The sequence below is a fragment of the Streptomyces atriruber genome (assembly GCF_001418325.1).
Lineage (GTDB): Bacteria > Actinomycetota > Actinomycetes > Streptomycetales > Streptomycetaceae > Streptomyces > Streptomyces atriruber.
Window position 1 is genome coordinate 1 of sequence record NZ_LIPN01000167.1, and the last position, 23,710, is coordinate 23,710.

General features: G+C 72.3%; 22 protein-coding genes. 14 read left to right on the forward strand and 8 right to left on the reverse strand.

Annotated features, from left to right (window positions below):
- Positions 1-133 precede the first annotated feature (133 nt).
- Positions 134-1,024, reverse strand: a complete 891-nt coding sequence (ypfJ, locus tag AOK03_RS18915) for a KPN_02809 family neutral zinc metallopeptidase (RefSeq protein WP_055566475.1) — start codon at positions 1,022-1,024, stop codon at positions 134-136.
- Positions 1,025-1,251: 227 nt separating this feature from the next.
- On the opposite strand from ypfJ, the gene AOK03_RS18920 reads away from it, so the two are divergent.
- From AOK03_RS18920 to AOK03_RS18935, 4 genes are all read left to right on the forward strand, one after another.
- Positions 1,252-2,007: a PQQ-binding-like beta-propeller repeat protein gene (locus AOK03_RS18920; protein ID WP_055566476.1), complete on the forward strand. Its 756-nt coding sequence runs from the start codon at positions 1,252-1,254 to the stop codon at positions 2,005-2,007.
- A gap of 121 nt (positions 2,008-2,128) precedes the next feature.
- On the forward strand, positions 2,129-3,727 hold the full coding sequence (locus tag AOK03_RS18925) for an ABC-F family ATP-binding cassette domain-containing protein (protein ID WP_055566477.1): 1,599 nt from the start codon (positions 2,129-2,131) through the stop codon (positions 3,725-3,727).
- Positions 3,728-4,092: 365 nt separating this feature from the next.
- Positions 4,093-4,314 (forward strand): helix-turn-helix domain-containing protein, encoded by a 222-nt coding sequence (locus AOK03_RS18930; protein ID WP_055550175.1) that lies wholly within the window; start codon positions 4,093-4,095, stop codon positions 4,312-4,314.
- A gap of 135 nt (positions 4,315-4,449) precedes the next feature.
- Positions 4,450-5,253 (forward strand): enoyl-CoA hydratase/isomerase family protein, encoded by an 804-nt coding sequence (locus AOK03_RS18935; RefSeq protein ID WP_055566478.1) that lies wholly within the window; start codon positions 4,450-4,452, stop codon positions 5,251-5,253.
- Between the two features lie 37 nt (positions 5,254-5,290).
- Here the strand turns inward: AOK03_RS18935 and AOK03_RS18940 are convergent, their stop codons facing one another.
- Positions 5,291-6,031, reverse strand: a complete 741-nt coding sequence (locus AOK03_RS18940) for a hypothetical protein (protein ID WP_055566479.1) — start codon at positions 6,029-6,031, stop codon at positions 5,291-5,293.
- A 103-nt stretch (positions 6,032-6,134) separates the two neighbouring features.
- On the opposite strand from AOK03_RS18940, the gene AOK03_RS18945 reads away from it, so the two are divergent.
- From AOK03_RS18945 to amaP, 5 genes are read left to right on the forward strand one after another with little or no spacing between them, the layout of a single operon-like run.
- Entirely contained in the window at positions 6,135-6,620 is a 486-nt protein-coding gene (locus AOK03_RS18945) for an Asp23/Gls24 family envelope stress response protein (protein WP_055566480.1), read from the forward strand.
- 44 nt (positions 6,621-6,664) lie between these two features.
- A complete protein-coding gene (locus AOK03_RS18950; RefSeq protein WP_055566481.1) occupies positions 6,665-6,850 on the forward strand; it encodes a hypothetical protein in 186 nt (61 codons plus the stop codon).
- A gap of 3 nt (positions 6,851-6,853) precedes the next feature.
- Complete coding sequence (locus AOK03_RS18955) at positions 6,854-7,198, forward strand: Asp23/Gls24 family envelope stress response protein (RefSeq protein WP_055566482.1); 345 nt, start codon at positions 6,854-6,856, stop codon at positions 7,196-7,198.
- Positions 7,195-7,863 (forward strand): DUF6286 domain-containing protein, encoded by a 669-nt coding sequence (locus AOK03_RS18960; protein ID WP_055566483.1) that lies wholly within the window; start codon positions 7,195-7,197, stop codon positions 7,861-7,863. The genes AOK03_RS18955 and AOK03_RS18960 overlap by 4 nt, the downstream gene beginning before the upstream one ends.
- Complete coding sequence (gene amaP, locus AOK03_RS18965; RefSeq protein WP_055566484.1) at positions 7,860-8,447, forward strand: alkaline shock response membrane anchor protein AmaP; 588 nt, start codon at positions 7,860-7,862, stop codon at positions 8,445-8,447. Before AOK03_RS18960 ends, amaP begins: the two co-directional genes overlap by 4 nt.
- A 20-nt stretch (positions 8,448-8,467) precedes the next feature.
- On the opposite strand, the gene AOK03_RS18970 is transcribed toward amaP, so the two are convergent.
- The 6 genes from AOK03_RS18970 to AOK03_RS18995 form a co-directional block, all read right to left on the reverse strand.
- Positions 8,468-9,223: an SDR family oxidoreductase gene (locus AOK03_RS18970; RefSeq protein WP_055566485.1), complete on the reverse strand. Its 756-nt coding sequence runs from the start codon at positions 9,221-9,223 to the stop codon at positions 8,468-8,470.
- A 4-nt stretch (positions 9,224-9,227) separates the two neighbouring features.
- Entirely contained in the window at positions 9,228-11,006 is a 1,779-nt protein-coding gene (locus AOK03_RS18975) for a glycoside hydrolase family 15 protein (RefSeq protein ID WP_425264393.1), read from the reverse strand.
- A gap of 160 nt (positions 11,007-11,166) precedes the next feature.
- Complete coding sequence (locus tag AOK03_RS18980; protein ID WP_055566486.1) at positions 11,167-11,955, reverse strand: SURF1 family cytochrome oxidase biogenesis protein; 789 nt, start codon at positions 11,953-11,955, stop codon at positions 11,167-11,169.
- Between the two features lie 72 nt (positions 11,956-12,027).
- Positions 12,028-12,261 (reverse strand): hypothetical protein, encoded by a 234-nt coding sequence (locus tag AOK03_RS18985; protein WP_079074822.1) that lies wholly within the window; start codon positions 12,259-12,261, stop codon positions 12,028-12,030.
- An 87-nt stretch (positions 12,262-12,348) separates the two neighbouring features.
- Complete coding sequence (locus AOK03_RS18990; RefSeq protein WP_055566488.1) at positions 12,349-13,344, reverse strand: DEDDh family exonuclease; 996 nt, start codon at positions 13,342-13,344, stop codon at positions 12,349-12,351.
- Between the two features lie 31 nt (positions 13,345-13,375).
- The gene (locus AOK03_RS18995; RefSeq protein ID WP_079074823.1) at positions 13,376-14,050 is read right to left on the reverse strand and encodes a TetR/AcrR family transcriptional regulator; all 675 of its coding nucleotides are present in this window, start codon (positions 14,048-14,050) and stop codon (positions 13,376-13,378) included.
- Positions 14,051-14,134: 84 nt separating this feature from the next.
- Between AOK03_RS18995 and AOK03_RS19000 the strand changes: the two genes are divergently transcribed.
- From AOK03_RS19000 to AOK03_RS19020, 5 genes are all read left to right on the forward strand, one after another.
- Positions 14,135-14,932 (forward strand): acetoacetate decarboxylase family protein, encoded by a 798-nt coding sequence (locus tag AOK03_RS19000; protein WP_055566489.1) that lies wholly within the window; start codon positions 14,135-14,137, stop codon positions 14,930-14,932.
- Between the two features lies 1 nt (position 14,933).
- On the forward strand, positions 14,934-15,818 hold the full coding sequence (locus AOK03_RS19005; protein ID WP_055566490.1) for an SDR family NAD(P)-dependent oxidoreductase: 885 nt from the start codon (positions 14,934-14,936) through the stop codon (positions 15,816-15,818).
- A 15-nt stretch (positions 15,819-15,833) separates the two neighbouring features.
- Positions 15,834-17,135 carry an amidohydrolase family protein gene (locus AOK03_RS19010; RefSeq protein WP_055566491.1) on the forward strand — a complete coding sequence of 434 codons (1,302 nt, stop codon included), beginning with the start codon at positions 15,834-15,836 and terminating at the stop codon, positions 17,133-17,135.
- Positions 17,132-18,394 (forward strand): amidohydrolase family protein, encoded by a 1,263-nt coding sequence (locus AOK03_RS19015; RefSeq protein WP_055566492.1) that lies wholly within the window; start codon positions 17,132-17,134, stop codon positions 18,392-18,394. Before AOK03_RS19010 ends, AOK03_RS19015 begins: the two co-directional genes overlap by 4 nt.
- A gap of 100 nt (positions 18,395-18,494) precedes the next feature.
- Positions 18,495-23,693, forward strand: a complete 5,199-nt coding sequence (locus AOK03_RS19020) for an HD domain-containing protein (RefSeq protein ID WP_055566493.1) — start codon at positions 18,495-18,497, stop codon at positions 23,691-23,693.
- The last annotated feature ends 17 nt before the right edge of the window (positions 23,694-23,710 follow it).

Consider the following 23,710-nt stretch of genomic DNA (forward strand, 5'->3'; position numbering starts at 1 on the left):
CGAGGTGCGCCGTGTCGGGCATCCCCGCACCGTGCAGGTCCTGGTCGCCCTCGCCGCCGCCCACCCCGACCCGGCGCTCGCCAAGGCCGTGCGCCGCGCCGCCTTCCAGGTCCACACCGGCGGCGAGTGAGGCTCAGCGGAAGGTGTTGCACCGGCCCATGTCGCCGGTGCGATAGCCCTCGTAGAACCACTGCTGGCGCTGCTCGGCCGAGCCGTGCGTCCAGGACTCCGGGGTGACCCGGCCCTGGAACTTCTCCTGGATCCGGTCGTCGCCCACCGCGGCCGCCGCGTCCAGGCCGTCACGGATGTCGTTGTCGTCGAGCCTGCTGATCAGCGTCTTGCCCGTGCGGTCGTCCGGACTGCGCGTCGCGTGCCGTGCCCACACCCCGGCGTAGCAGTCGGCCTGCAGCTCGACCTTCACGGCGTTGCTGTCCCGGCCCGTGCGGCCGTCCTGGGAGCGCCGCAGGGTTCCCATCAGGTTCTGCACGTGGTGCCCGTACTCGTGGGCCACGACGTAGGCCTGCGCGAAGGGCCCGCCGCTGGAGCCGAACTTGGTCCGCAGGTCGTCGAAGAAGCCCAGGTCGAGATAGACCCGCCGGTCGCCGGGGCAGTAGAACGGGCCGACCGCCGACGTGGCGGTGCCGCAGGCGGTGCCCGTCCGGCCGCTGAACAGGATGGTCTGCGCGGGGGAGTACGCCCCCTGTCTGCGCTGGAACTCGGGGCGCCAGAAGTCCTGGACGCTGTTGACCACCGCCACGATGCGGCAGTCGTCCTTGCTGTTCGCGTCCCGCCCCTTGTGACAGGTCTGCTGGACCTGCGCAAGGGACGAGGAGGTGGCCGTAGGCTCCTCGTTGCCCGAGGAGAGGCCCAGCTGGTCGGGGCCGACGCCGAAGAAGAGCCCCAGGAGCAGGGCGATCAGACCGGCGATGCCGCCGCCCACCGTCGCCCGGCCGCCGGGGATCCGACTGCCGCGCACATCCTGCACCTCCGAGGTGTCCAGATCGGCGTCGTCGTCGAACTGCATGCGTGCACCCCTCTGCCGGGCATCCGGAACGGCCCACGCCGTCCCGCGCCGGGCTACCGGCCACTTCATCCTGATATGCCCGCCCCGGCCGGGCGCCGGAGGGAGGTCCGAACGGGGGACGCGGAGCGCTCCCCGCGCCGTGTCGTCCCGTCGCACGGCGGCCGCCCCGACCCCCGCGGCTACGCTCTGCGCCTGATCCGTGGGCAGTGGTACCGAAGGGGGGCGTCATGTCCGCTCTGCCGCTCGACGCGACCGGCCACGCCCCGGCCCGTCGGGGCACGCGCATCGCGCTGCCCGTGGCCCTCGCCGTGCTCGCCCTGCCGCTCGTCACCGCCGCCCACCACGCGCGGCCCGCCCCCTACGGAGACCGCCTCACCGTCCACGCGCGCGTGGACCGCGTGGATGATGCGTCGCCCGTCGGCGACCCCGCGCTGCGCGCGAAGGGCCGGGCCGTCGAGGCGTACGACAAAGAGAGCGGCAGCCGCCGTTGGACCTACACGCGCGCGGGACGCCGTCCCGTCGCGCTCCTGCCCGCGCCGGGCCACGCCTTCACGCTCTGGAACGACGGCCTGGTCACCGACACCGCCCGCGGCTCCGTGCGCTGGCACCGCGCCGTCCCCGCGAGCGCCGACTGGCTGCGCACCCCGGACGCCCGGGACGGCGCCGGGGTCCTGCAGCCGCTCACCCCGGACGCCGGAATGCTGGCCGTCGTCACCCCGCACCGCATCGCCGCCTACCGCACCTCGGACGGCGATCTGCGCTGGGTGCTGCCCGCCGGGCCCGGCTGCGCCTTCGCACCCGCACGCTCGGTCCGCCGCGGCGGGGCGCTCCTGGTCGCCCAGCCCTGCGCGGGCCCGGCCGCGGCCTGGACCGCCCAGGTCGTCGCGGTGGACGACTACGGCAGGATCGTTCCGGGCCGCGCTCCACTGGGCAACGGGGACGTGCGGCGGGGCCCCGGCGGCAGCGGCAGCCCGGAAAACTAGTTGCGGCGGCCCGTTAGAATGGCTGCCATGGCAGCACCTCTCCTCAGTTGGACGGCATAGACACCGGTCCTGAGCACCTCAGTCGTCCCTCTCGCCGTCCACTCTGTTTCTGGAGAACCCCGTGATCACCGCTTCCGGCATCGAGCTGCGCGCCGGCGCCCGCATCCTCATCGAGAACGCCACCTTCCGCATCGCGAAGGGCGACCGCATCGGCCTCGTCGGCCGCAACGGCGCGGGCAAGACCACCCTCACCAAGTGCCTGGCAGGTGAGGGCATCCCCGCGGGCGGCACGATCTCCCGCTCCGGAGAGGTCGGCTACCTCCCGCAGGACCCCCGCACCGGCGACCTCGACGTGCTCGCCCGCAACCGCATCCTCTCCGCGCGCGGCCTCGACGTACTGATCCGCAAGATGCGCGAGAACGAACAGCGCATCGCGAACGGCTCGGGTGCCACCCGCGAGAAGGCCCTCAAGCAGTACGAGCGCCAGGAGACGGAGTTCCTCACCAAGGGCGGGTACGCCGCCGAGGCCGAGGCCGCCACCATCGCCGCCGCGCTGAACCTCCCCGACCGTGTGCTCGGCCAGCCCCTGCACACGCTCTCCGGTGGTCAGCGCCGCCGCATCGAGCTGGCCCGCATCCTCTTCTCGGACGCCGACACGCTCCTCCTGGACGAGCCGACCAACCACCTCGACGCCGACTCCATCGTCTGGCTCCGGGACTACCTGAAGACGTACCGCGGCGGCTTCATCGTGATCTCCCACGACGTCGACCTCGTCGAGACGGTCGTGAACAAGGTCTTCTATCTGGATGCCAACCGCGCCCAGATCGACGTCTACAACATGGGCTGGAAGCTCTACCAGCAGCAGCGCGAGTCCGACGAGAAGCGCCGCAAGCGCGAGCGTCAGAACGCCGAGAAGAAGGCCGCGACGCTGCACTCGCAGGCCGACAAGATGCGCGCCAAGGCCACCAAGACCGTCGCCGCGCAGAACATGGCCAAGCGGGCCGACAAGCTCCTCGCGGGCCTGGAGGCGGTGCGCCAGAACGACAAGGTCGCCAAGCTCCGCTTCCCCGAGCCCTCGCCCTGCGGCAAGACGCCGCTGATGGCCGAGGGCCTGTCGAAGTCGTACGGCTCGCTGGAGATCTTCACCGACGTCGACCTCGCCATCGACAAGGGCTCGCGCGTCGTCATCCTCGGCCTCAACGGCGCGGGCAAGACCACGCTGCTGAGGCTCCTCGGCGGCGCGGAGAAGCCCGACACCGGCCAGGTCATCGAGGGCCACGGCCTCAAGCTCGGCTACTACGCCCAGGAGCACGAGACGCTCGACCCCGAGCGCACGGTCCTGGAGAACATGCGCTCGGCCGCCCCCGACCTCGACCTCGTCGAGGTGCGCAAGACGCTCGGCTCGTTCCTCTTCTCCGGGGACGACGTGGACAAGCCCGCCGGAGTGCTCTCCGGCGGCGAGAAGACCCGGCTCGCGCTCGCGACCCTGGTCGTCTCCTCGGCCAACGTCCTCCTGCTCGACGAGCCCACCAACAACCTCGACCCGGCGAGCCGCGAGGAGATCCTCGGCGCGCTGCGCACCTACAAGGGCGCCGTCGTCCTCGTCACGCACGACGAGGGCGCCGTCGAGGCGCTCCAGCCGGAGCGCATCATCCTGCTGCCGGACGGCGTCGAGGACCTGTGGGGCCAGGACTACGCGGATCTGGTCGCCCTCGCCTGAGCACCGGGCCACGGCGTCCACCGCGCTTGATCGAATGACTGATCCACTGCGTATGGATCATTCGGCCGATCCGTGATCCCTCATCTGTGTGAGCTGTCCTCGTACCGAGGTGTGGCATACACGGATTTTGGCGCCGAGCTGCGACAAGGCGACCCCCGTCGCCCGGCACGGCGCTGACCTGGAGATTCGCTGTATCACCCGTTCCGCTTCGGATGGATCGACGCGCGGAATCGTTAATTCCGATCGTGGTAGACGCTCCCGAAGGCGCGAACCGCGCCGTACGGACCTTGTCGAATGGGTGGCCAGGAAGCCCGGGAGGGGTGATCATGAGAAGTCCAGAGCGCACTTCCCATGAGGAGGCACGGGTGGCCGAGACTCTGAAGAAGGGCAGCCGGGTAACCGGCGCCGCGCGCGACAAGCTCGCGGCAGACCTGAAGAAGAAGTACGACGGCGGTGCGAGCATCCGGGCGTTGGCCGAAGAGACCGGCCGCTCGTACGGCTTTGTGCACCGGATGCTCAGCGAATCCGGCGTCACGCTGCGGGGACGCGGCGGGGCGACGCGAGGCAAGAAGGCCGCCGCCGGCTGACGGCAGGCGGCACGCTGTCCCATGGTCCGATGGTGACCACCCGGTCGGTCGCGTGACCGGCCGGGTGGTTACTGTGCAGTCACTTACGGGCGCTCCCGGCGTCCGGTCCGACCGCACCCCCATCGGAGGCACCCCATGGCTTCGTCCGACAGCGAGCTCGCACCGGTTCTCGACAAGGACGGCGTACGCCTCACCATCGACGAGGCCGTCGCCACGGTGACGCTGACCAATCCGGCCAAGCGCAACGCCCAATCTCCCGCGCTGTGGAGGGCGTTGGTCGAGGCCGGTCAGCTGCTGCCGGGCAACGTCCGAGTCGTGGTGCTGCGCGGAGAGGGCAAGTCCTTCTCCGCGGGCCTGGACCGGCAGGCGTTCACGCCCGAGGGCTTCGACGGCGAACCGTCCTTCATCGATCTGGCACGCGGTGAGGACGGCCTTCTCGACGCCACGATCACCGAGTACCAAGAAGCGTTCACCTGGTGGCGGCGCAGCGACATCGTGTCCATCGCCGCCGTCCAGGGCCACGCCATCGGCGCGGGCTTCCAGCTCGCGCTCGCCTGTGATCTGCGGATCGCGGCGGACGACGTGCAGTTCGCCATGCGCGAGACCAGCCTGGGCCTGGTCCCCGACCTCACCGGCACGCATCCGCTGGTGGGGCTCGTCGGCTATGCCCGCGCGCTGGAGATCTGCGCCACCGGGCGCTTCGTCCACGCGGACGAGGCCGAGCGGGTGGGCCTCGCCAACCTCGTCGTGCCCGTCGACCAGCTCGACGCTGCCGCCAGGGACTTGGCCGCCGCGCTCGTCGCCGCGCCCCGGGACGCCGTCATCGAGACCAAGGCGCTGCTGCAGGGCGCCGCGGGCCGCTCCTACGAAGAGCAGCGGGTCGCAGAGCGCGCCGCACAGGGGCGCCGACTGCGCGACCTCGCGGGCCTCGGCGACTGACGTACTGCCGTAGGCCGACCCCGCACCTCCCCTGCCGCTACCGCACGTCGGTGACGAGCACCGCCACCGACGGGTGGTCGGGCAGGGCCGTGCCGACCGCCGCGCGGACCGCGAGCGCCACGTCCAGAGCGCGGTGCCCGTGGTCCGTCGCGAGCTCCACGCGCGCGTGGCGGCGCGGCAGCGAGCCCGTCGCCGGGCGCTGCTCGATGTGCACGGCCCGGCCGAGCACGCCGGTCAGCCATGCCACTCCGGGCACCGCGAGGGCGGCCCGCTCGGCACGTGCTTCGTCGCTGTCGCTCGCGGCCTGCTCCGTGGACTGCTCGGCGGGCTGCTCGGCGGGCGGAGTGTGCGGCCTGGACCGGCCGTCCTCGCCGCCTTCCTCGGCCGTGTCGAGCAGGGCCGTCACCTTCAGGTCCACCCCGTCCGTCACCAGGCCGAGCCCGTCCGCCGCTTCCGAGAGCGCGGCGCGCAGCCGGTCCGCCGCCGCGGGCAGCGGATCGCCCGCGACGGCCGAGAACTCCGCGACGATCCGCAGCGGTCCGGGCGGCAGCGCGCTCGGCGGTGACGGCACGGCCGCGACGGACGCCTCGCCCGGAGCGGCCGGTGCGATGCGCACCGGCCCGAGACGCACGCCGGGCACCCGCTCAGCCATCCGGCGCAACGCGCCGTCCACCGCCGATTCCGTCACCCACGCGCCGTCCGCGGCGCCGCCCAGCGGCAGCACCCGGCCGAGCCCCAGCTGTCGGCGTACCGCCTGCGTCCAACCCTCGCCCGTCATGGCTCAAGCCTGCCGCATCCAGGGCGCGCGGGTGTGGGGCCGCGCTTAGTGTGGGCTGAGAAGCAGCCCCACTCGACCCCCACTCGACAGGGACGGCACGGCCATGACCGACACCGGACAGCGCAAGGCGTCTCAGACGCTGGAGAAGGACTCCCAGGACGAGAGCGCGGCGAGGTCCGCGCCCGGACGGGGCGGCGGTGATCCCGGCAGCCGGGGCCGCACCACCATCGCGGACGGCGTCGTCGAGAAGATCGCCGGCCTCGCCGCACGTGACGTCGACGGCGTACACGCGATGGGCGGCGGCCTCGCCCGCACCTTCGGCGCCGTGCGCGACCGGGTGCCCGGCGGCTCGAAGTCCGTGTCACGCGGTGTGAAGGCCGAGGTCGGCGAGGTGCAGACCGCGCTCGACCTGGAGATCGTCGTCGAGTACGGCGTCTCGATCGCGGACGTCACACAGGACGTGCGGGAGAACGTGATCACGGCCGTCGAGCGCATGACCGGGCTCGAGGTCGTCGAGGTCAACATCGCGGTCAGCGACGTGAAGCTGCCCGACGAGGAAGACGACGAGCCGCAGGGACGCCTTCAGTAGGACGTCCTCGACGACGTCGACGACGTCTCGATAAGGAGCGCACGATGAGTATGGCCGTGATCGGCATGGCCGTCGGAATGGCACTCGGCTTCGCCGGATACTTCGGCGGATTCGGGGCGTTCCTGTTGGTGGCCGCCCTGGGCGCGATCGGTTTCGTCGCCGGGAGGTTCCTCGAAGGGGACCTGGAGCCCGGCGACTTCTTCCGCACCCGCGGCGACCGGCGGCGGTGAGCGGTGGCGGCACAGGTCGAGCCCCGGGAGCGCGGCGCGACCCGGATCGCCGACCGGGTCGTCGCGAAGATCGCCGCGCGGGCGGCGCGCGAGGCGGTGGACGCGGTTCCGGCCGACGGTTCGCCGCCGCGCGCCACGGTCTCCGTCCACCGTGAATCGGCCCGTATCCGCGTCAGCCTGGAGCTCGACTACCCCTGCGACATCGGCGGGCAGTGCGGCGCGGTGCGTCGCCATGTCACCGAGCGGGTAGAGGCGTTGGCGGGGATGGACGTACCCGAGGTGGCCGTTCAGGTGGAGCGGCTGCACTCCGCGCAGGTGCGCGCCGCGGCGCAGGGGAGGACACGATGAGTGAACCCCGAGGGGGTGGCGGCACCCAGCCGCTGCCGGTCATCGAACAGTCGGCGGGCGAGTTCGGCCAGTCGGCGTCCGCGGCGGCCTACGACCCGCTGCCCACGCTCTCCGACGAAGAGAAGGCCACCCGTTTCTGGGCGCCCCGCCGGGTGCCCGCCGCTCTCCTCGCCCTGGTGGTCCTCGGCGCCGCCGGGCTCCTCCTCTACGACGTCGTCGCCGTCCGGGCCGACCATCCCGCGATGCACTGGCGACGCGAACTGGCCCGTCAGCTCGGCAGGCGCCCCCTCGACGACACCGCGGTGCTCGTCGGGGCCGGGGTCGCCGCCGTCCTCGGGATCTTGCTCGTGGTGCTGGCCGCGACACCCGGGCAGCGCGGCATCCTGCCGATGCGCCGCACCCACTCCGAGGTCCGCGCGGGGCTGTACCGCGGCGCCGCCGCCATGGTGCTCCGCGACCGGGCCATGGACGTGCCCGGCGTGCAGTCCGTGCGGGTCCGCGTGAAGCGCTCCAAGGTGGACGTGCGCGCCGTCTCCCACTTCCGTGAACTCGACGACGTACGGGGCGACCTGGACGCGACGCTGGCCGACGGCATCCGCGACCTGGGACTCGCCCGCGCCCCCGGGCTCTCCGTCCGGGTGGCCCGGCCCGGTAGGAAGGGGTGAGCGGCGTGCTGAGCACGGTCAACCGCGTGGTCCTCGCGCTCGTCGGGGTCGTCCTGCTCGTCCTCGGCGGCTCCGTGCTCGCCGTCGGGCTCGGCGCGTCCCCGCCCTCCTGGTGGATCCACGACGGCCGGCACGACGTGCTGGTCAGCGCCGCCGACCGGGCGCGGTGGCGGGGCGACGGATGGTTCTGGCCCACGGTCATCGCGGCCCTCGCGGTGTGCGTGCTGCTCGCGCTGTGGTCGCTCTCCGCCCAGCTGCGCAGGCGCCGCCTCGCGGAGGTCCTGGTGGAGACCGGGGACGGCGAGGGCGCGCTGCTGCGCGGCCGGGCGATGGAGAACGTACTGACCGGGGAGGCCGAGACGCTGGACGGCGTGGCGCGCGCCCAGGTCGTGCTGACCGGCAGGCGCAGCACTCCGCAGGCGCGCGTGGAGCTCGTCCTGGCCCCCCACGCCACGCCGTCCGAAGCGCTGCACCGGCTCTCCGCCGACACGCTCGGCCGGGCCCGCGACTCGGCGGGCCTGGCATCGCTCCCGGCCACGGTCCGGTTGCGGGCCGCCAAGCACCGCGCGGAACGCGTGAGTTGAGGCCCGCACGGCCCGTGCCGTCAGAACCCGGCGCGTGAGCCGCCGTCCACCGGGACCATGATTCCCGTCAGGTACGACGCCGCGGGCGAGAGCAGGAACGCCGCGGTGCGGCCGAATTCCTGGGGCGTGCCGTAGCGGCGCAGGGGGATGCCCGCCTCGTTCGCGGCGCGGGTGGCCTCCGGGTCGGGGGAGAGGCCGTCCAGCTGGCGCATGCGGTCGGTGCCGATCCGGCCGGGGAGCACGCCGACCACGCGGATGCCGCGCGGGCCGAGCTCGTCCGCGAGGGACTTGGCGAATCCGGCGAGCCCGGGACGCAGGCCGTTGGAGATCGTCAGGCCCGCGATCGGCTCGTACACCGACCCGGAGAGCACGAAGCCGATGACGCCGCCCTCGCCGAGCTCCGCGGCCGCGGCCCGGGCGAGCCGCACCGCGCCGAGGAAGACCGACTCGAACGCCGCCTGCCACTGGTCGTCGGTGTTGTCCGCGACGAAGCCCGGCGCGGGCCCGCCGACGCTGATCAGTACGCCGTCGAACCCGCCGAAGTGCTCGCGGGCCGCGGCGACGAGCGCGGCGGCGGAGGCCGGGTCGGCGTTGTCCGCGGCGACGCCCACCGCATTCGGGCCCAGCTCGGCGGCCGCCTCGTCCACCGTCTTCTGCTGACGGCCCGTGACCACGACCTTCGCCCCGTCCGCGACCAGTTCGCGGGCGGTGGCGTTGCCGAGGCCGCGGGTGGCGCCGGTGACTACGTAGACACGGTCTTTCAGTCCAAGATCCATGGCCCTATCCTCCCGCGTCCGCCCCGTGGAGCGCGAGGGCGGTATTCACCAGGCCGATGTGGCTGAATGCCTGCGGGAAGTTGCCGAGCTGACGGCGGGAGGAGGGGTCGTACTCCTCCGCGAGCAGCCCCACGTCGTTGCGGAGCGAGAGCAGGCGCTCGAACAGCTCGTGCGCCTCCTTCGTGCGGCCCGTCATGTGCAGCGCGTCCGCCAGCCAGAACGAGCAGACGACGAAGACGCCCTCCTGGCCGGGTAGGCCGTCGACGGCGGTCTGGTCGGCGGTGTAGCGGCGCAGGAGCCCGCCGTGGCCGAGCTCGGCGTGGACCGCGTCGATGGTGCCGATGACGCGCGGGTCGTCGGGCGGCAGGAACCCCACCCGCGGTATCAGCAGCAGCGAGGCGTCCAGTTCCGTGGAGCCGTAGGACTGTGTGAACGTGTTGCGCTCCGGGTCGTAGCCGCGCTCGCAGACCTCGCGGTGCACCTCGTCCCGCAGCTTCCGCCACCGCTCGACGTCGCCGCGCAGCTTCGGGTTCTTCTCCAGGGCGCGCACGGTGCGGTCGGCGGCGACCCAGACCATCACCTTGGAGTACACGAAGTGCCGGCGCGGGCCGCGCACCTCCCACAGCCCCTGGTCCGGCTCCCGCCACTTCTGGCGCAGGAATTCGAGCAGGGACAGCTGCAGGTGCCAGGCGTGCGGCGGGGTGGCGAGGCCCGAGCGGTCGGCGAGGGCGAGGGAGTCGACGACCTCGCCGTACACGTCGAGCTGCAGCTGTTCGACCGCTTCGTTGCCGATGCGCACCGGGGCGGAGTCCGCGTACCCGGACAGCCACGGGACCTCGTACTCCGGCAGTCGGCGCTCACCGGCGAGGCCGTACACGATCTGCAGGTCGGCGGGGTTCCCGGCGACCGCGCGCAGCAGCCAGTCGCGCCACGCCTCGGCCTCCTCCGAGAAGCCGGCCGCGAGCAGGGCGCCGAGGGTGAGGGTGGAGTCCCGCAGCCAGCAGAAGCGGTAGTCCCAGTTGCGCACGCCGCCGGGCTCCTCGGGCAGCGAGGTGGTGGGGGCGGCGACGATGCCGCCCGTCGGGGCGTAGGTGAGGGCCTTGAGGGTGATGAGGGAGCGGACGACCGCGTCGCGGTGCGGGCCGTCGTAGTGGCAGCGCGCCGTCCAGGCGCGCCAGTCCTCCAGGCTGTGGCGCAGCGATTCGTACGGGTCGACGAGCGCGGGGCGCGGCTCGTGCGAGGGGTGCCAGGTGAGGACGAACGCGACCTTCTCGCCCTCCTCGATGGTGAATTCGGAGTGCGTGCCGAAGTCGCGGCCCCAGGTGTGCACGGCGGGCTCGCTGCGCAGCCACACGGAGTCGGGGCCCGCAACGGCGACGCGATGGCCGTCCTCCTGGCGCATCCAGGGCACGACCGAGCCGTAGTCGAACCGGATCCGGAGCGTGCTGCGCAGGGTCACGCGCCCCTTGAGGCCCTCGACGATGCGGACGACGTCGGGGGCGCGGTCACGCTGCGGCATGAAGTCCGTGACGCGGACGGAGCCGTTCTCGGTGTCCCACTCCGAGTCCAGGACGAGGGAGTCGGGGCGGTAGGCGCGGCGGGTGCAGGCTCCCGCGCCCTCGGGCGCCAGGCGCCAGTGGCCGTTCTCCTCGTCGCCGAGCAGCGCGGCGAAGCAGGCGGCCGAGTCGAACCGGGGCAGACAGAGCCATCCGATGGAGCCGTCCCTGCCGACGAGGGCGGCGGTCTGGTGGTCGCCGATGAGCGCGAGGTCCTCGATGGGCACGAGGTCCGAGGCGGGTGGGAGGTCTGTGGCGGGCGTGAGGTCTTCGATGCGGCGGGGCACGGATGACGGGTTCCCGGAGAGCGGCCCCGTCAATCCGCCGGGGGCTCGGTGCGCCCCGGCGCGAGTGGGCCGTCCACCCCGCCGCGGGTGCGGGGCCGCCTCAGACGGCTGCCGCGGCCGTTTCCGGCGTGGTGGCCCCGGCGGCTTCCGCGCGGTCGCGCCGCTCCCTGCGGACCAGGACGACCCAGCCGACCGGGACGCCCGAGGCGAACAGCCACCACTGGACCGCGTACGCCATGTGCGCGCCGATGCTGCTGTGGTCGGGCTCGCCGATCAGCTGGGGGGAGTTGTCCTTCGTCTCGGGCGCGGACTGCTCGACGTAACCGCCGAGGACCTTCTTGCCGAGGGCGTCGGCCTGCTGCCCGCTGCTGATCAGCATGATCTGACGGTCCGGCAGTCCGCGGACGTCCTTGATGCCGCTGGCGGCGGACGTCTCGTCGGCCATGAGGCGGCCGGTGACGGTCATCTCGCCCTTGGGGGGCGCGGGGATCTTCGGGAAGGCGGTCTGCGGGCCGTCGGCGGGGATCCAGCCGCGGTTGACGAGCAGGACCTTGCCGTCGTCGAGGACGAACGGCGTCAGGACGTGGAAACCGACCTCGTCGTCGGAGTTGGTGCGGCGCCGCACGACGACCTCGTGCTCGGTGTCGAACGTCCCCTTGGCGCTCACCCTGCGGTAGAGGTCCGTCTTGGGCACCTCGTGACCGGGCGAGGTGAGCGTCTCGGCCGGGACCGGGTCGGCGGCCAGCGCGTCGGAGATCCGCTGGTTCTGCGCGACGCGGTTCTCGTGGCGGTGCAGCTGCCAGAAACCCAGCTCGATCATCACGGGGATGAGAACGAGAGCGATGAGGGTGAGGATCACCCACTGCCGGGACAACAGGAAGCGGTACACGGCATTGACGGTACCCCGGCCCGGTTCGGCCCTCGTCGGGTGGGTCCCGACGAGGGCCGGGGAACCCCGTGATCACACTCGGTCGACGATGCCCACCCGCCCCTCCGCGCGCGAGCAGTGGGCGCCGCAGTACCAGTGCCCTTCCGCCTCGACGCCCTGGCCGATGATGCGGCACCGGCAGTGCTCGCAGATGGGCGCCATGCGGTGGATGGCGCAGGAGAAGCTGTCGAAGACGTGCACGGCCCCTTGGGCGTGCACTTCGAAGGACATGCCGTAGTCGTTTCCGCAGACCTCGCAACGTGCCATGCGCCACAGGGTGGGACGCCACGGCGGTGCGGGGCGAGCGGTCGGCGGGCGAGTCGTGCGGCAATCACCCGTCTGACGCCTGTGCGGTTACGACTCCGTGGCGGGCGTCACGTCCTGGAGGAGCTGGCCGAAGGCCGCCTCGTCGATCACCGGCGTGCCGAACGAGCGGGCCTTGACCGTCTTGGAGGTGCCGGAGTCCGGGTCGTTCGTGACGAGCAGGCTCGTGAGGCGGGACACACTCGTCGCGATGTGCAGCCCGGCGTCCACCGCACGGTCCTCCAGGAGTTCGCGCTCCACGGAGGTGTCTCCGGAGAACGCGACCCGCATGCCCTGCTTGAGTGGTTTGCCCGGTTCGTACCGCCCCGGGTTCGGGTACGGGCACGGCGGGCGCTTCCGCGAGGGGCGCCAACTTCCGGGCCGGTACGACGAGGCGGGCGTCGGGCCCGTCTGCTGACGGCCGATGCGGGGCGCGCCGTCCGACCACTCGGTGAGCGGCCGGCACTCCAGGAGCGGCAGGCGGACATTGCCCTCGGCCGCCGCCAGCAGGCTGGGGCGGAACGCCTCGGCGAGCACGCGCGCGTCGTCCAGGGCGTTGTGCGCGTGGCGCTGCTCGACGCCGAAGTGCGCGGCCAGGGACTCCAGCTTGTGATTGGGCAGCGGCAGCGCCAGCTCCTTGGAGAGCGCGATGGTGCACAGGCGTTGGCGCACGGGGGCCGTGCGCTCCGCGCGCGCGTACTCCCTGGCGATCATCGACCAGTCGAAGACGGCGTTGTGCGCGACGAGGACGCGGCCGTCGAGCCGGGCCGCGAACTCCTCGGCGACGTCCTTGAAGAGCGGGGCGTCCGCAAGCATCTCGCTGGTGAGGCCGTGGATCCAGACGGGGCCCGGGTCGCGCTGGGGGTTGACCAGCGTGTACCAGTGGTCCTCGATGTCTCCCCGGGCGCTCACGCGGTAGACGGCGGCCGACACTATGCGGTCGTCGCGGGCCAGGCCGGTGGTCTCCACGTCGACGACCGCGTACCCCGTTGGATACGCGGCCGGCCAGGGCACTGCGGACGCTGCGGTCGTGCGGTCTTCGAGCATGGTCCATGAGGATACGGGCCACGACCGACAGTCAGGGCGCCGGTCCGAGAAGCCCGGCCACCAGAGCCCTGACCGAGGTGGCGAAAAGCGCCTCCGGATCGAGGGGTCCCGCCAGCGCACGGGCGAGCGCACCGTCCTGCTCCGCGGCCTGCGCCGTCCACAACTCGTCCTCGCCGGGCCGCTGCACGGGGGCCCGCTCCCGGTTGCGCTCGACCAGGACGTGGCCGACGACGTGGACCTGGACGGCGCGGACGGCCTCGGCGGCGCGGCCCCCGCGCAGACCCGCCTCGTGGACCTCGTGCACGAGCGTCCGCTGGGCGGGCAGGAACATCCGCTCCGTCAGGCCCCGTTCGTGGACCATCGCGACGAGGTGCGGATGGTCGAGGAGCTGGCGGCGCAGGGCGCGGGCCACGGAGGCGACGCGCTGGGCGGGGGTGTGGCCGGTGGCGCGGATCTCACCGAGGTCGGCGAGGGTGCGCTCGACGAGGGCGTCCAGGAGCGACTCGCGGTTGCCGACGTGCCAGTAGATCGAGGTGACGGCGGTGCCGAGCTCGGCGGCGAGCGCCCGCATCGTCAGGGCCTGGGGGCCGTGCCGCTTGACGAGGCGTGCGGCGGCGGCGAGGACCGTCTCCCGGTCCAGATGCGCGCGGGGCTCCTGGGACGGCCGGTTCCGCGTCCCTTCGCGTTGCGTCTCTTTACCCTTCACGCGTCCTGTTGTAACTGTGTTACAGAACCGCCGCAAGTCCCGCCCGCGGACCCCTCGGTCCGCGCCGACGAAGGGTGGTACGACATGGCACGTATCCGTTACGGAGCACGCGACGAGGCGGAGATCGCCGCCGCGCGCACCGCGAGTTCCAAGCTCCCCGACATCTGGTCCACGGGCGTGGTGGCCGTCTGGGAGAGCGATCCGGACGCGGTCGCGGCGGTCCTGCCGCCACCGCTGAAGCCCACCGGGCAGCCCCTGGTGCGGGTGAATATCAGCAAGGTCGACCTGCCCGGCTATCCGCTGGGCGCCGGCTCGGTCGCCGTCGCCGCCGAGCACGGGGGAGTGCGGGGCTGGTATCCGCTGGTGATGCCGATGACCCACGAGCGGGCCCTGATCGGCGGGCGCGAGGTCTTCGGGGAGCCCAAGAAGCTCGGCGAGGTGGAGGTCGAGCGCGACGGCCTGGTGGTGAGCGCCCGCCTCGCCCGGCACGGCATCGCCTTCGTGGAGGTGCGCGGCGCGGTCAGCGGCCCCCTGCCGCTGCCGGAGCCGACGCGGAAGACCGACTTCTACTTCAAGTTCCTGCCCGCGGTGGACGGTTCGGGCTTCGACGCGGACCCCGTGCTCGTGCACTGCGTACGCAACGAGAAGGTCCGCAAGCTGGAGGCCGTCACCGGGGACGTGGTGCTGCGCGAGTCGATGTACGACCCGGTGGCCGACCTGCCGGTGCGCTCGCTCGTCGAGATCACCATCGGCGAGAAGACCACCGACCAGCAGGGCCGCGTCGTCGAGCGCGTCAGCGCGCAGGCCCTGCTGCCCTACATCCACCAGCGCTACGACGACCCCGCGCAGATCCTCGACGGCCCGCCCGAGGGGAGCGCCTGAGATGGAGCTGCGCACGGGTCAGGTCGCCGTCGTGACGGGCGCGGCGAGCGGCATCGGGCTCGCCATGGCGCGCCGGTTCGCGGCGGACGGTCTGCGGGTGGTCCTCGCGGACGTCGAGGAGGGCGCCCTGGAGAAGGCGGCCGCCTCCCTGCGGGAGGACGGTGCGGCGGTGCACGCGCGCGTGGTGGACGTCGGGGTGCGCGAGCAGGTCTTCGCCCTCGCCGAGGAGGCGTACGACAGGTTCGGCGCCGTCCATGTGCTGTGCAACAACGCGGGCGTCGGCTCGGGCGCCGAGGGGCGCATGTGGGAGCACGAGCCGAACGACTGGAAATGGGCCTTCGAGGTCAACGTCTGGGGCGTCTTCCACGGCATCCAGGCCTTCGTGCCCCGGATGATCGCGGGCGGCGAGCCGGGCCACGTCGTCAACACCTCGTCCGGTGACGGCGGCATCGCGCCGCTGCCCACCGCCTCCGTGTACGCGGTCACCAAGGCCGCCGTGGTGACGATGACCGAGTCGCTGTACGCGCACCTGAAGGCGGAGCACGCGCGCGTGGGCGCCTCCGTGCTCTTCCCAGGACCCCACATGCTCCGCACCGGTCTGTGGGAGTCGCACCGCAACCGGCCCGGCCGGTACGCCAAGTCCCGCCCCCGCAGGACCCCTTACCGCAGCCTCGGTCAGTGGGAGGCCGCGATGAAGGAGGCCGGGCAGGAGGTCGAGTTCACGCCGGTCGAGCAGGTCGCGGACTTCGTGGCGGAGGGCATCGCGGCAGGACGCTTCTGGCTGCTCCCTGAGAGCGAGCACAGCGACCGGCAGATCAAGGCGAGGTCGCGCTCGATGCTGGACCGGGCCGACCCGGCGTACCTGGAGAGCTTCATCCTGGACTGAAGGGGCGTGTGACCGATGACCGACCAGGACCACCGGAACGACCTCGATCCCTACCTGATCATCTCCTCCGACTGCCACGCCGGGCTCCCCACCGAGGAGTACCGGCCCTACCTCGACCGCCGCTTCCACCGCGCCTTCGACGACTTCCTCGGCGAGCGCGGCGCCCGCCGCGAGGAGGCGACCCGGCTCGGCATCCGCAACGACGCGTTCGCCGCCAAGTGGTTCCAGGACAACGAGGAGGGCCTGCGCGGCGGCTGGGACACCGCGCAGCGCCTCAAGGAACTGGACGGCGACGGGGTGGCCGCCGAGGTGGTCTTCCCCGACGCGGACGCCGTCGACAGCCAGACGGCCGCGCCCTTCGGGGTCGGGCTCGGTCTCTCCGGCGACCAGGATCCCGAGCTCGGCATGGCGGGCGCCCAGGCCCACAACCGCTGGCTGGCCGACTTCGTCTCCGAGCACCCCGAACGGCACTGCGGTGTCGCCCTGTTGCCCGTCACCGGAGAGGTCGACCGGGTCGTCGCCGAGGTCCACCGCGCCAAGGAGTCGGGGCTCGGCGCGCTGATGATCCCCTCCATGTGGGTCGACAAGGCGCCCTACCACGACCGGCGCTACGACCCGGTGTGGGCCGCGGCGGCCGAGTGCGCGATGCCCGTGGTCACCCACTCCGGGGCGGCGCCCCGCCACGAGTACGGGGACCACCTCGGGATCTACGTCTCCGAAGTGACCTGGTGGCCCGCCCGGCCGCTGTGGTTCATGCTCTGGTCCGGTGTCTTCGAACGCCATCCGGGGCTGAAGTTCGGTGTCGCGGAGTCGGGCTGCTGGTGGCTGCCGAACCTCCTGTGGTTCATGGACCGCCTCTACCTGGGTGCGCACGGCGGCAAGAAGCTCTCCCCGTTCGAGGAGCTGAAGCGTCCGCCGCACGAGTACCTGGACCGGCAGATCTTCGTCTGTGCCACCAACACCAAGCGGCGCGAGCTCGCCCAGCGGTACGAGATCGGCGTCGACAACATCCTCTGGGGCAGCGACTTCCCGCACCCCGAAGGAACCTGGCCCGACACGCGCGCGTGGCTGAAGAGGACCTTCCACGACATCCCGGTGGCGGAGACCCGCCGGATGCTGGGTCTGGCGGCGGCGGAGGTCTTCGGCTTCGACACCGGGAAGCTGGCGCCGCTGGCCCGCCGCATCGGCCCGACACCCGCAGACCTCGGCCAGGACGCCGACCAGACGTCCGTGACGGCCTCCTGGGCGCGCTCGCGCGAGGTGGGCCGCCACTGGCTGACCGACCACGACTTCCCGGTACTGGGGGCGGACGCATGAGTTCACGGCACGGCAGCGAGGACCGCTACACCGTCATCTCCGCGGACTGCCACGCGGGAGCCGATCTCCTGGACTACCGGCCGTATTTGGAGTCGCACCACCACGACGCGTTCGACGCCTGGGCGGCCACCTACGTCAATCCGTACGAGGACCTCCTCGCGGACACCGCGGACCGCAACTGGAACTCGGACCGCCGGGTCGCCGAACTGGAGGCGGACGGCATCGTCGCCGAGGTCGTCTTCCCCAACACCATCCCGCCGTTCTTCCCCTCGGCGTCCCTGATGGCCCCGGCCCCGACCCGCGAGGAGTTCGAGCAGCGCTGGGCCGGTCTGCGCGCCCACAACCGCTGGCTCGCGGACTTCTGCGCCGCCGCACCCGGTCGCAGGGCGGGCGTCTTCCAGATCCTCCTGAACGACGTGGACCGGGCCGTCGAGGAGATCCACCGGTCGGTGGAGGCGGGCCTGACGGGCGGCCTGATGCTGCCGGGCACCCCGCCGGGCTCGGGCCTGCCCGAGCTCTACTCGGCGGAGTACGACCCGATCTGGTCGGCCTGCGCCGAGCTGGGCGTGCCGGTCAACCACCACGCGGGCTCTGCCTCGCCGCCGCTCGGCGAGGAACCGGCCGCGCGCGCGGTGTTCATGGTCGAGACGACGTGGTTCTCGCACCGGGCGCTGTGGCACCTCGCCTTCGGCGGGGCCTTCCGCCGCCACCCGGAGCTCAAACTGGTCCTCACCGAGCAGGGCTCGGGATGGGTCCCCGGGGTGCTCGACATGCTGGACTACTACCACGGGCGCCTGGTCGCCGCGGCGCAGCGGGCGGGCGGCGCGGGGACGGCAGGGACGGCGGAGTCGAAGTTCGGCGAGGGGCTCGCCGACGCGATGGGCAAGGGGCCCTCCGAAGTGTGGCGCGACAACTGCTTCGTGGGCGCCAGCTTCATGCGCCCCCACGAGGCGGCCCTGCGCGACCGGATCGGCCTCGACAAGATCATGTGGGGCAGCGACTACCCGCACGACGAGGGGACGTACCCCTACTCGCGCGAGGGCCTGCGCATCGCCTACGCCGGTCTCCCCAGGGACGAGATCGCCGCCATGGTCGGCGGCAACGCGGCCCGCGTCTACGGCTTCGACCTGGCGCGGCTCGGCGAGATCGCCGCGCGCGTGGGACCGACAGTTGGAGAACTGGACGAACCCCTCAAGGAGACGCCTGCGGACGCGACAAGTCCGGTGTTCGCGGCGGGAGGGGCGGTACGGGTCTGGTGAGCGCGTAGCGCTACGCGGCGATACCCCATTACGGGCCCCGCCTCGGGTTCCCTGTGGAATCCTGGCCCGCGTCGAGCTCGTTCAACGGGAGGCGCGGGCCATGGGGGAGAGCAAGCGGGCGCTGATCGTCGCCGTGCCGCGTTACGAACTCGAGGAAGAGTTCCCGGACCTGACCCAGGCCGTCCACCGCGACGCGGAGCTCATCGGCGCGGCGCTGCACGCATCCGGATACAGTGTCGAGGTCCTCGGGCTCGCGCCCGACAAACCCGCCCAACGCTCCCGTATCCGGAGCGCGATCAGCCGGATCTGCTGCACCACTCCGGAGGACGGCACCGTCCTCATCCACTTCACCGGGCATGGGCTCTCCGCCGGGGGCGCCGACCATCTCGTGCCCGCCGACGCCCAGTTGAGCTGGGCCACCGAGCCGCCCGAGGTGGAGCCCGACAGCCTCATCGACCTGGACCTGACCTCGCTGCTCCAGGGCTGCCGGGCCGGCACGGTGCTGCTGACCGTCGACGCCTGCCGCGATCCGGCGGGTCCGGACGGCGGTTCGCACGGCGGCCCCGCCACCAACTTCCCCTCCTGGCGCGATCGCGTCGCCGTCCTCTTCGGCTGCGGGGCCGGCCAGACCTGCGGTTCGGACGACGAGCACGGCAGCCACTTCACGCGTGCGCTCGCCGAAGCGCTCGACGCCGACACCGCGCCGCGCACTGTCGCCGAGGTCATCGCCTACACGACCGCCCGCACCACCGAGCTGGCCCGTGCCGCCCGGCACGAGCAGACCCCCAATCCGCACTACGCGCCGAGCGGCCCCGACGCCATCGGCTCTGCGCTGCTCTGCTCGGGGCGCACCCTCCAGGAGTCGTGGTCCACGGCGGTCCGTGACCCCGAACTGTGGGCGGCCGTGCGCTGCGACGACGAACGCCGCGCCATGCTCCAGCGGTCCCTGGTCCAGCTCACCCGGGAGTGTGCCCGGTGGTGCGGTGCCGCGACGGCCGGGGTGCACGACCCGTGGGCGGACGACGACTATCCCGTACGCGTCCTCACCAAGGGCCTGCGGCCGCTTCTCGCGCCCTCACAGACCCAAGGGGGGCCGGTCCTGGACGCGGGAGAGTTCGCCGTGCTCGCCGCGGCTCCCTTCGTACGGGAGGCGTTGTACGCCCTCGGCGTCAAGGCGGCCGTCGCGGCTGACGCCTTCCACCTCGATCCCGCGGTCGGCGACAGCGAGACGGAGACGGAACGCGTCGACCTCGAACACACCTTTGCCGCGCACTCGTTGATCTGGCGCAAGGGTCGTGAGCTGGCGGGCCGAGGGCGCGACGAGGACGCGCGGGCCGTCGCCGCCTGGCTCATGCACCGGCATGTGCGGGGCAAGGAGGAGCTGTGGGACGACTTGTACGTCACGCAGCTCCTGCTTCCACTGGCCAGGGCACTGCTCGGCGAGAGCGCGCCGACCGGACGCGTCGAGGAACTCGCCGACGAACTGGTGCGCGTCTGCCGGCAGACCGGCGTCGTACCTCCCCAGCCCGGCGGCGACGACCGTGAACCGCCCTACCGCCTCACCGAACTGGTCCGCACGGGGCCGCCCGGCACGAGCGAGGTGACCGAGCGATGGCGTCCCCGGGAGCTGGCCTGGTTGCTCGCCGTCGCCGGACTTCTCGGCGGCGATCTGCGCGAGCTGCCCGGTGTGCTCGTCGACAACATCGGCGTCACCGACGGGCTCGTACCGGCGCAGGCCGTCGCGAGCGTGCGGGAGCTGCGGTGGGTCAGGGACCGCTACACCCGCACCGTCGACCTCGACCTCCAGTGCCCGCACCCCGCCGTCCACGCGGCCCTGGAGACGCTGACCGGCTGGACCGACGATGCGGTGCAGCGCGTGCGGGAACATGCGGGACCGACACCGGACGACCTCCTGGCATACCTCCCCGAGCGGGTCACCTGCCGTCGGCTCGGACCCGCCTGGGACACCGCGACCAAGAACACCGTCTACGGCGTGCCGTTGATGCGCTTCGGTCTCGCCGAGGACGAGATGCGGGAGCTGCTGATGGGCACGCAGCTCTACGGAGACCCCCATCTCGCCCTGCGCGAGCTCTACCAGAACGCGCTGGACGCCTGCCGCTACCGCCAGGCGCGGCTGCGGTACGGCAAGGCACACAAGGACATCCCGTACTCATGGGAGGGCGAGATCGTCTTCCGGCAGGGCGTCGACGGCGCGGGCCGTCCCTTCGTGGAGTGCGCGGACAACGGCGTCGGCATGGGACGTGACACCCTGCGGGGCACCTTCTCGCGCGCGGGGCGCCGCTTCGAACAGTCCCGGGAGTACCGCAGGGAACAAGCACGCTGGCGTCGTGCCGACGAAACATTGCGCATCTACCCCAACAGCCGATTCGGCGTAGGGGTGTTCAGTTACTTCATGCTGGCCGACGAGATCAGCATCCGCACACGTGCGACGGACGACTACGGCCGCCCGGAGTCCGGCCGAGGGCTGCGCGTGGACATCGCCTCCAGCGGCAGCCTGTTCCGCATCAAGGGAGCGGACGAGTCCCAGCCCGGCGGCGGCACCACGGTGCGCCTCTACCTCCAGGACGACACCGTCGACGTGGCGAAAGTGCTCGGCGCGCTGGTGTGGCGCACCGATTTCTCCCTGCGGGTGGAGCGGGACGGGGCGACGGTGCGGAGCTGGCAGCCGGACGCGCTCTACTACGAAGGCGACGCCTCGCGGGCGGTGCGGGCGACGCGGGACCTGTGGTGGGTGCCGGGGCCGGGCCGACTGCTGGCGGACGGGGTGCTGGTGGGCGAGTCGGGTGAGAGGCCGGGGCGGCTGGAGTTCCATTTGCCCCGGTGGGACAGGGCCGATGACGAGGAGACTCACGACCCCCGCCGCGACAGTTTCCCGTTCGGCTGTGTGATGGACCTCAGGGAAACTCACGCGCCGGAGCTCAGCACCAGCAGAACCCGTGTCTTCTCCTACGACCAGGTGTGGGCGACCCACGAGATCCTGCGGGCCTGCGCGCGGTTCGAGGCTCCGGCGTGGTTCTACCTGGAATGGCTCTGGGACTTCGCCCGGTGGGTGCCGGAGGGCGCGGTACGGCTGACGGAGCGCCTCATGGCCACGGACGCCCATGTGACGTCCGTGCTCACCTGGGACCGGACGACCCTCATCCCTTTCCGCCGGGTGGGCTTCTTCACCAGCGATCCGGTGATCGCCGCCAAGCGCGAGGTGGAGGAATCCAGCTACTCGTCGGCGGATGACCGCTATCTGGCCTGGCGGTCCGGCATCCTGCGGGACGCCGGCATCAGGCGGGAGGAACGGCTGCTGAACCTGCCGGTTCCGGACTCGGTCGAGGGCTATCCGCGCCCGCGTGCCTGGGAGGCCGGTGCCCATGGGCGCATGCTGTACGGAATGGACTTCCTGTTCCGTGCCGCCGTGCCACCGGAACCCGAGGCCTGCACTTTCGGCCAGTTGCTCATGCGGGCCAGGCGGCACGCCATCACGGGCTTCGGCGTGCCTGCCGCACCCGACCTCGACGCCGCGCACTCAATGGCGCTGGACGCGGTCGACCGGCGTTTGCTGCTCGGCGGACGAAGATACGGCAGCTTGCGTAGGCACTGGCTGACCGACACCGAAGAAGGTGGTGTCCGGGACGTGCTCTGGCTTCTGCGGTGGTTCTCCGCGGACGCGGGACTCTCTGTGCGCGAAGCGCTGGAGCGTGCACGGCGTTTCGCCGCCGCCGGTTTCGCCTTTCACGTCCCGGACACCGTGGCAGAGCCGTCCGGCGATCACCGGGCCACCCATGAGGAGCTCAACGCCCTCTCCTGGCACCCGTGGTTCGCGGAACCCGAGGGCAGAATCTTCCGGGGCAGCTACCCGCCTCCCTGGTTCTACGCCGAGGTGCTGCGCCGCTACGCCTGGCTGGGGATACCCGAACTGCCCGCCGTCGACGGGCCGGCCGGGACGACCGGCGGACGCCGGCGCAGGGAGCTCACCGACGAAGAGAGAGACGCCTACTCCCAGCACTTCAACCTGTACGTGTCCGACGCGGAGGTCTCGCTCGTCAAAGTGGCTGTCGCGGCGGGAGAGCTGTCCCTCACGTTCGCCGAGGTCGTCGAGCGCTTCGCCGCCACCTTCGAGGCGCTGGGAATGCGGGTGCCCGACCTCGGCGATCTGGCCGGGTACACGCCCAGCAGGCTCGATTGCGAGCTGTTGCAGGCGCCCCGGCACCGCCTGCTGCTGTTCGAGGAGGGGGAGGAAGACACTCCCGCCCCGCTCCTCGGCACGGCGCTCGCGGTGCAGAGCGTGCAGGCGGACGCCGAGCAGGTGCGGCAGGCCCTCACGCGGCTCGCGGACGGCGGGCTCGTACAGCCGTCCGCCCCCGGACTCGTCGACAGCTGGCGGGAGCTGTCGCGCGGTGACCTCTCCCTCCTGCCGCACGAACGGGGCGCGTCCGGTCAACTGGACCGGGTGGACGGCACTCGGTACTCCATCGTGCAGGAGAAGTTCGACGTTCCCTACGGACTCATGGCAGCGGCCTCGGCCGGGCTGCCGCTCGGACCGGCCTTCGACCGGCTGGCCGTCCTCGGCCCGCTGACCGGCCATCCCGCCCCACTGCGCCTGCCGTCCCCGGAGCGGCTCGCTGGAGTACGGCCTTCCACGACTGACGCCTTCGCCTGCTGCCTGCGCGGTGACGGGGGCGTGGTCTGGCGTACGGAAAGCAGCGTGCGCCTCCTGATCGAGCACGCGCGCGAGTTGAACCACACGCTGGGGGACAGCCTGGACACTCTCGTCCAGTACGCCGCACTGGGTGCCCCCTGGCATGCGATCGAGGGCGACGACCAGGCGTGGCGCGACCACCGGCCGAATCCGCACGACAGCGCCCTCTTCCGGGACGACCTGGTAGGCGGCGGTGCCCCTGTCACCCCCCTCACCCTCGTCCGTGTGGCCGCCCGCTTCGGCTGGCCCCTGGACCAGGCCTGGGACCGGATCGCGCTCTACCGTCCCTTCGGCGTGGAACTCGTCATGCGACGCCCGGAGATGGCGGTCATCCCGTGCTGGCAGGACCTGATCCTGCTCACCTCTCAGTACACGGGTCGCGCCCCCGCCCTCACCGGGCCGGTCCCCTCTCGCCACATCACCGTCGCCGCCCGCGAGGTCGAGGAATCCACCCACTGGGTGCGTGACCGGCTCGCCCTGTACTCCGAGCTGTTCGCCCTGACGCTGCCCGACCGCTGCCCCGCCGAGCCCGCTCCCACTCCGCAGGCCGTGCTGTACCGCTCAGCGGCCGACCGACCGACTCACTGACCGACGGAGACCGACGT

What these genes read in the sequence shown, in the direction of transcription:
- AOK03_RS19000 (WP_055566489.1), top strand. Translation starts at nt 14,135, where the DNA reads ATGGCACGTATCCGTTACGGAGCACGCGACGAGGCGGAGATCGCCGCC.
- AOK03_RS19005 (WP_055566490.1), top strand. Translation starts at nt 14,934, where the DNA reads ATGGAGCTGCGCACGGGTCAGGTCGCCGTCGTGACGGGCGCGGCGAGC.
- AOK03_RS19015 (WP_055566492.1), top strand. Translation starts at nt 17,132, where the DNA reads ATGAGTTCACGGCACGGCAGCGAGGACCGCTACACCGTCATCTCCGCG.
- AOK03_RS18985 (WP_079074822.1), bottom strand. Translation starts at nt 12,261, where the DNA reads ATGGCACGTTGCGAGGTCTGCGGAAACGACTACGGCATGTCCTTCGAA.
- AOK03_RS18945 (WP_055566480.1), top strand. Translation starts at nt 6,135, where the DNA reads ATGACCGACACCGGACAGCGCAAGGCGTCTCAGACGCTGGAGAAGGAC.
- AOK03_RS18950 (WP_055566481.1), top strand. Translation starts at nt 6,665, where the DNA reads ATGAGTATGGCCGTGATCGGCATGGCCGTCGGAATGGCACTCGGCTTC.
- AOK03_RS18920 (WP_055566476.1), top strand. Translation starts at nt 1,252, where the DNA reads ATGTCCGCTCTGCCGCTCGACGCGACCGGCCACGCCCCGGCCCGTCGG.
- AOK03_RS18990 (WP_055566488.1), bottom strand. Translation starts at nt 13,344, where the DNA reads ATGCTCGAAGACCGCACGACCGCAGCGTCCGCAGTGCCCTGGCCGGCC.
- AOK03_RS18970 (WP_055566485.1), bottom strand. Translation starts at nt 9,223, where the DNA reads ATGGATCTTGGACTGAAAGACCGTGTCTACGTAGTCACCGGCGCCACC.
- AOK03_RS18940 (WP_055566479.1), bottom strand. Translation starts at nt 6,031, where the DNA reads ATGACGGGCGAGGGTTGGACGCAGGCGGTACGCCGACAGCTGGGGCTC.
- AOK03_RS19020 (WP_055566493.1), top strand. Translation starts at nt 18,495, where the DNA reads ATGGGGGAGAGCAAGCGGGCGCTGATCGTCGCCGTGCCGCGTTACGAA.
- AOK03_RS18935 (WP_055566478.1), top strand. Translation starts at nt 4,450, where the DNA reads ATGGCTTCGTCCGACAGCGAGCTCGCACCGGTTCTCGACAAGGACGGC.
- ypfJ (WP_055566475.1), bottom strand. Translation starts at nt 1,024, where the DNA reads ATGCAGTTCGACGACGACGCCGATCTGGACACCTCGGAGGTGCAGGAT.
- AOK03_RS18960 (WP_055566483.1), top strand. Translation starts at nt 7,195, where the DNA reads ATGAGTGAACCCCGAGGGGGTGGCGGCACCCAGCCGCTGCCGGTCATC.
- AOK03_RS19010 (WP_055566491.1), top strand. Translation starts at nt 15,834, where the DNA reads ATGACCGACCAGGACCACCGGAACGACCTCGATCCCTACCTGATCATC.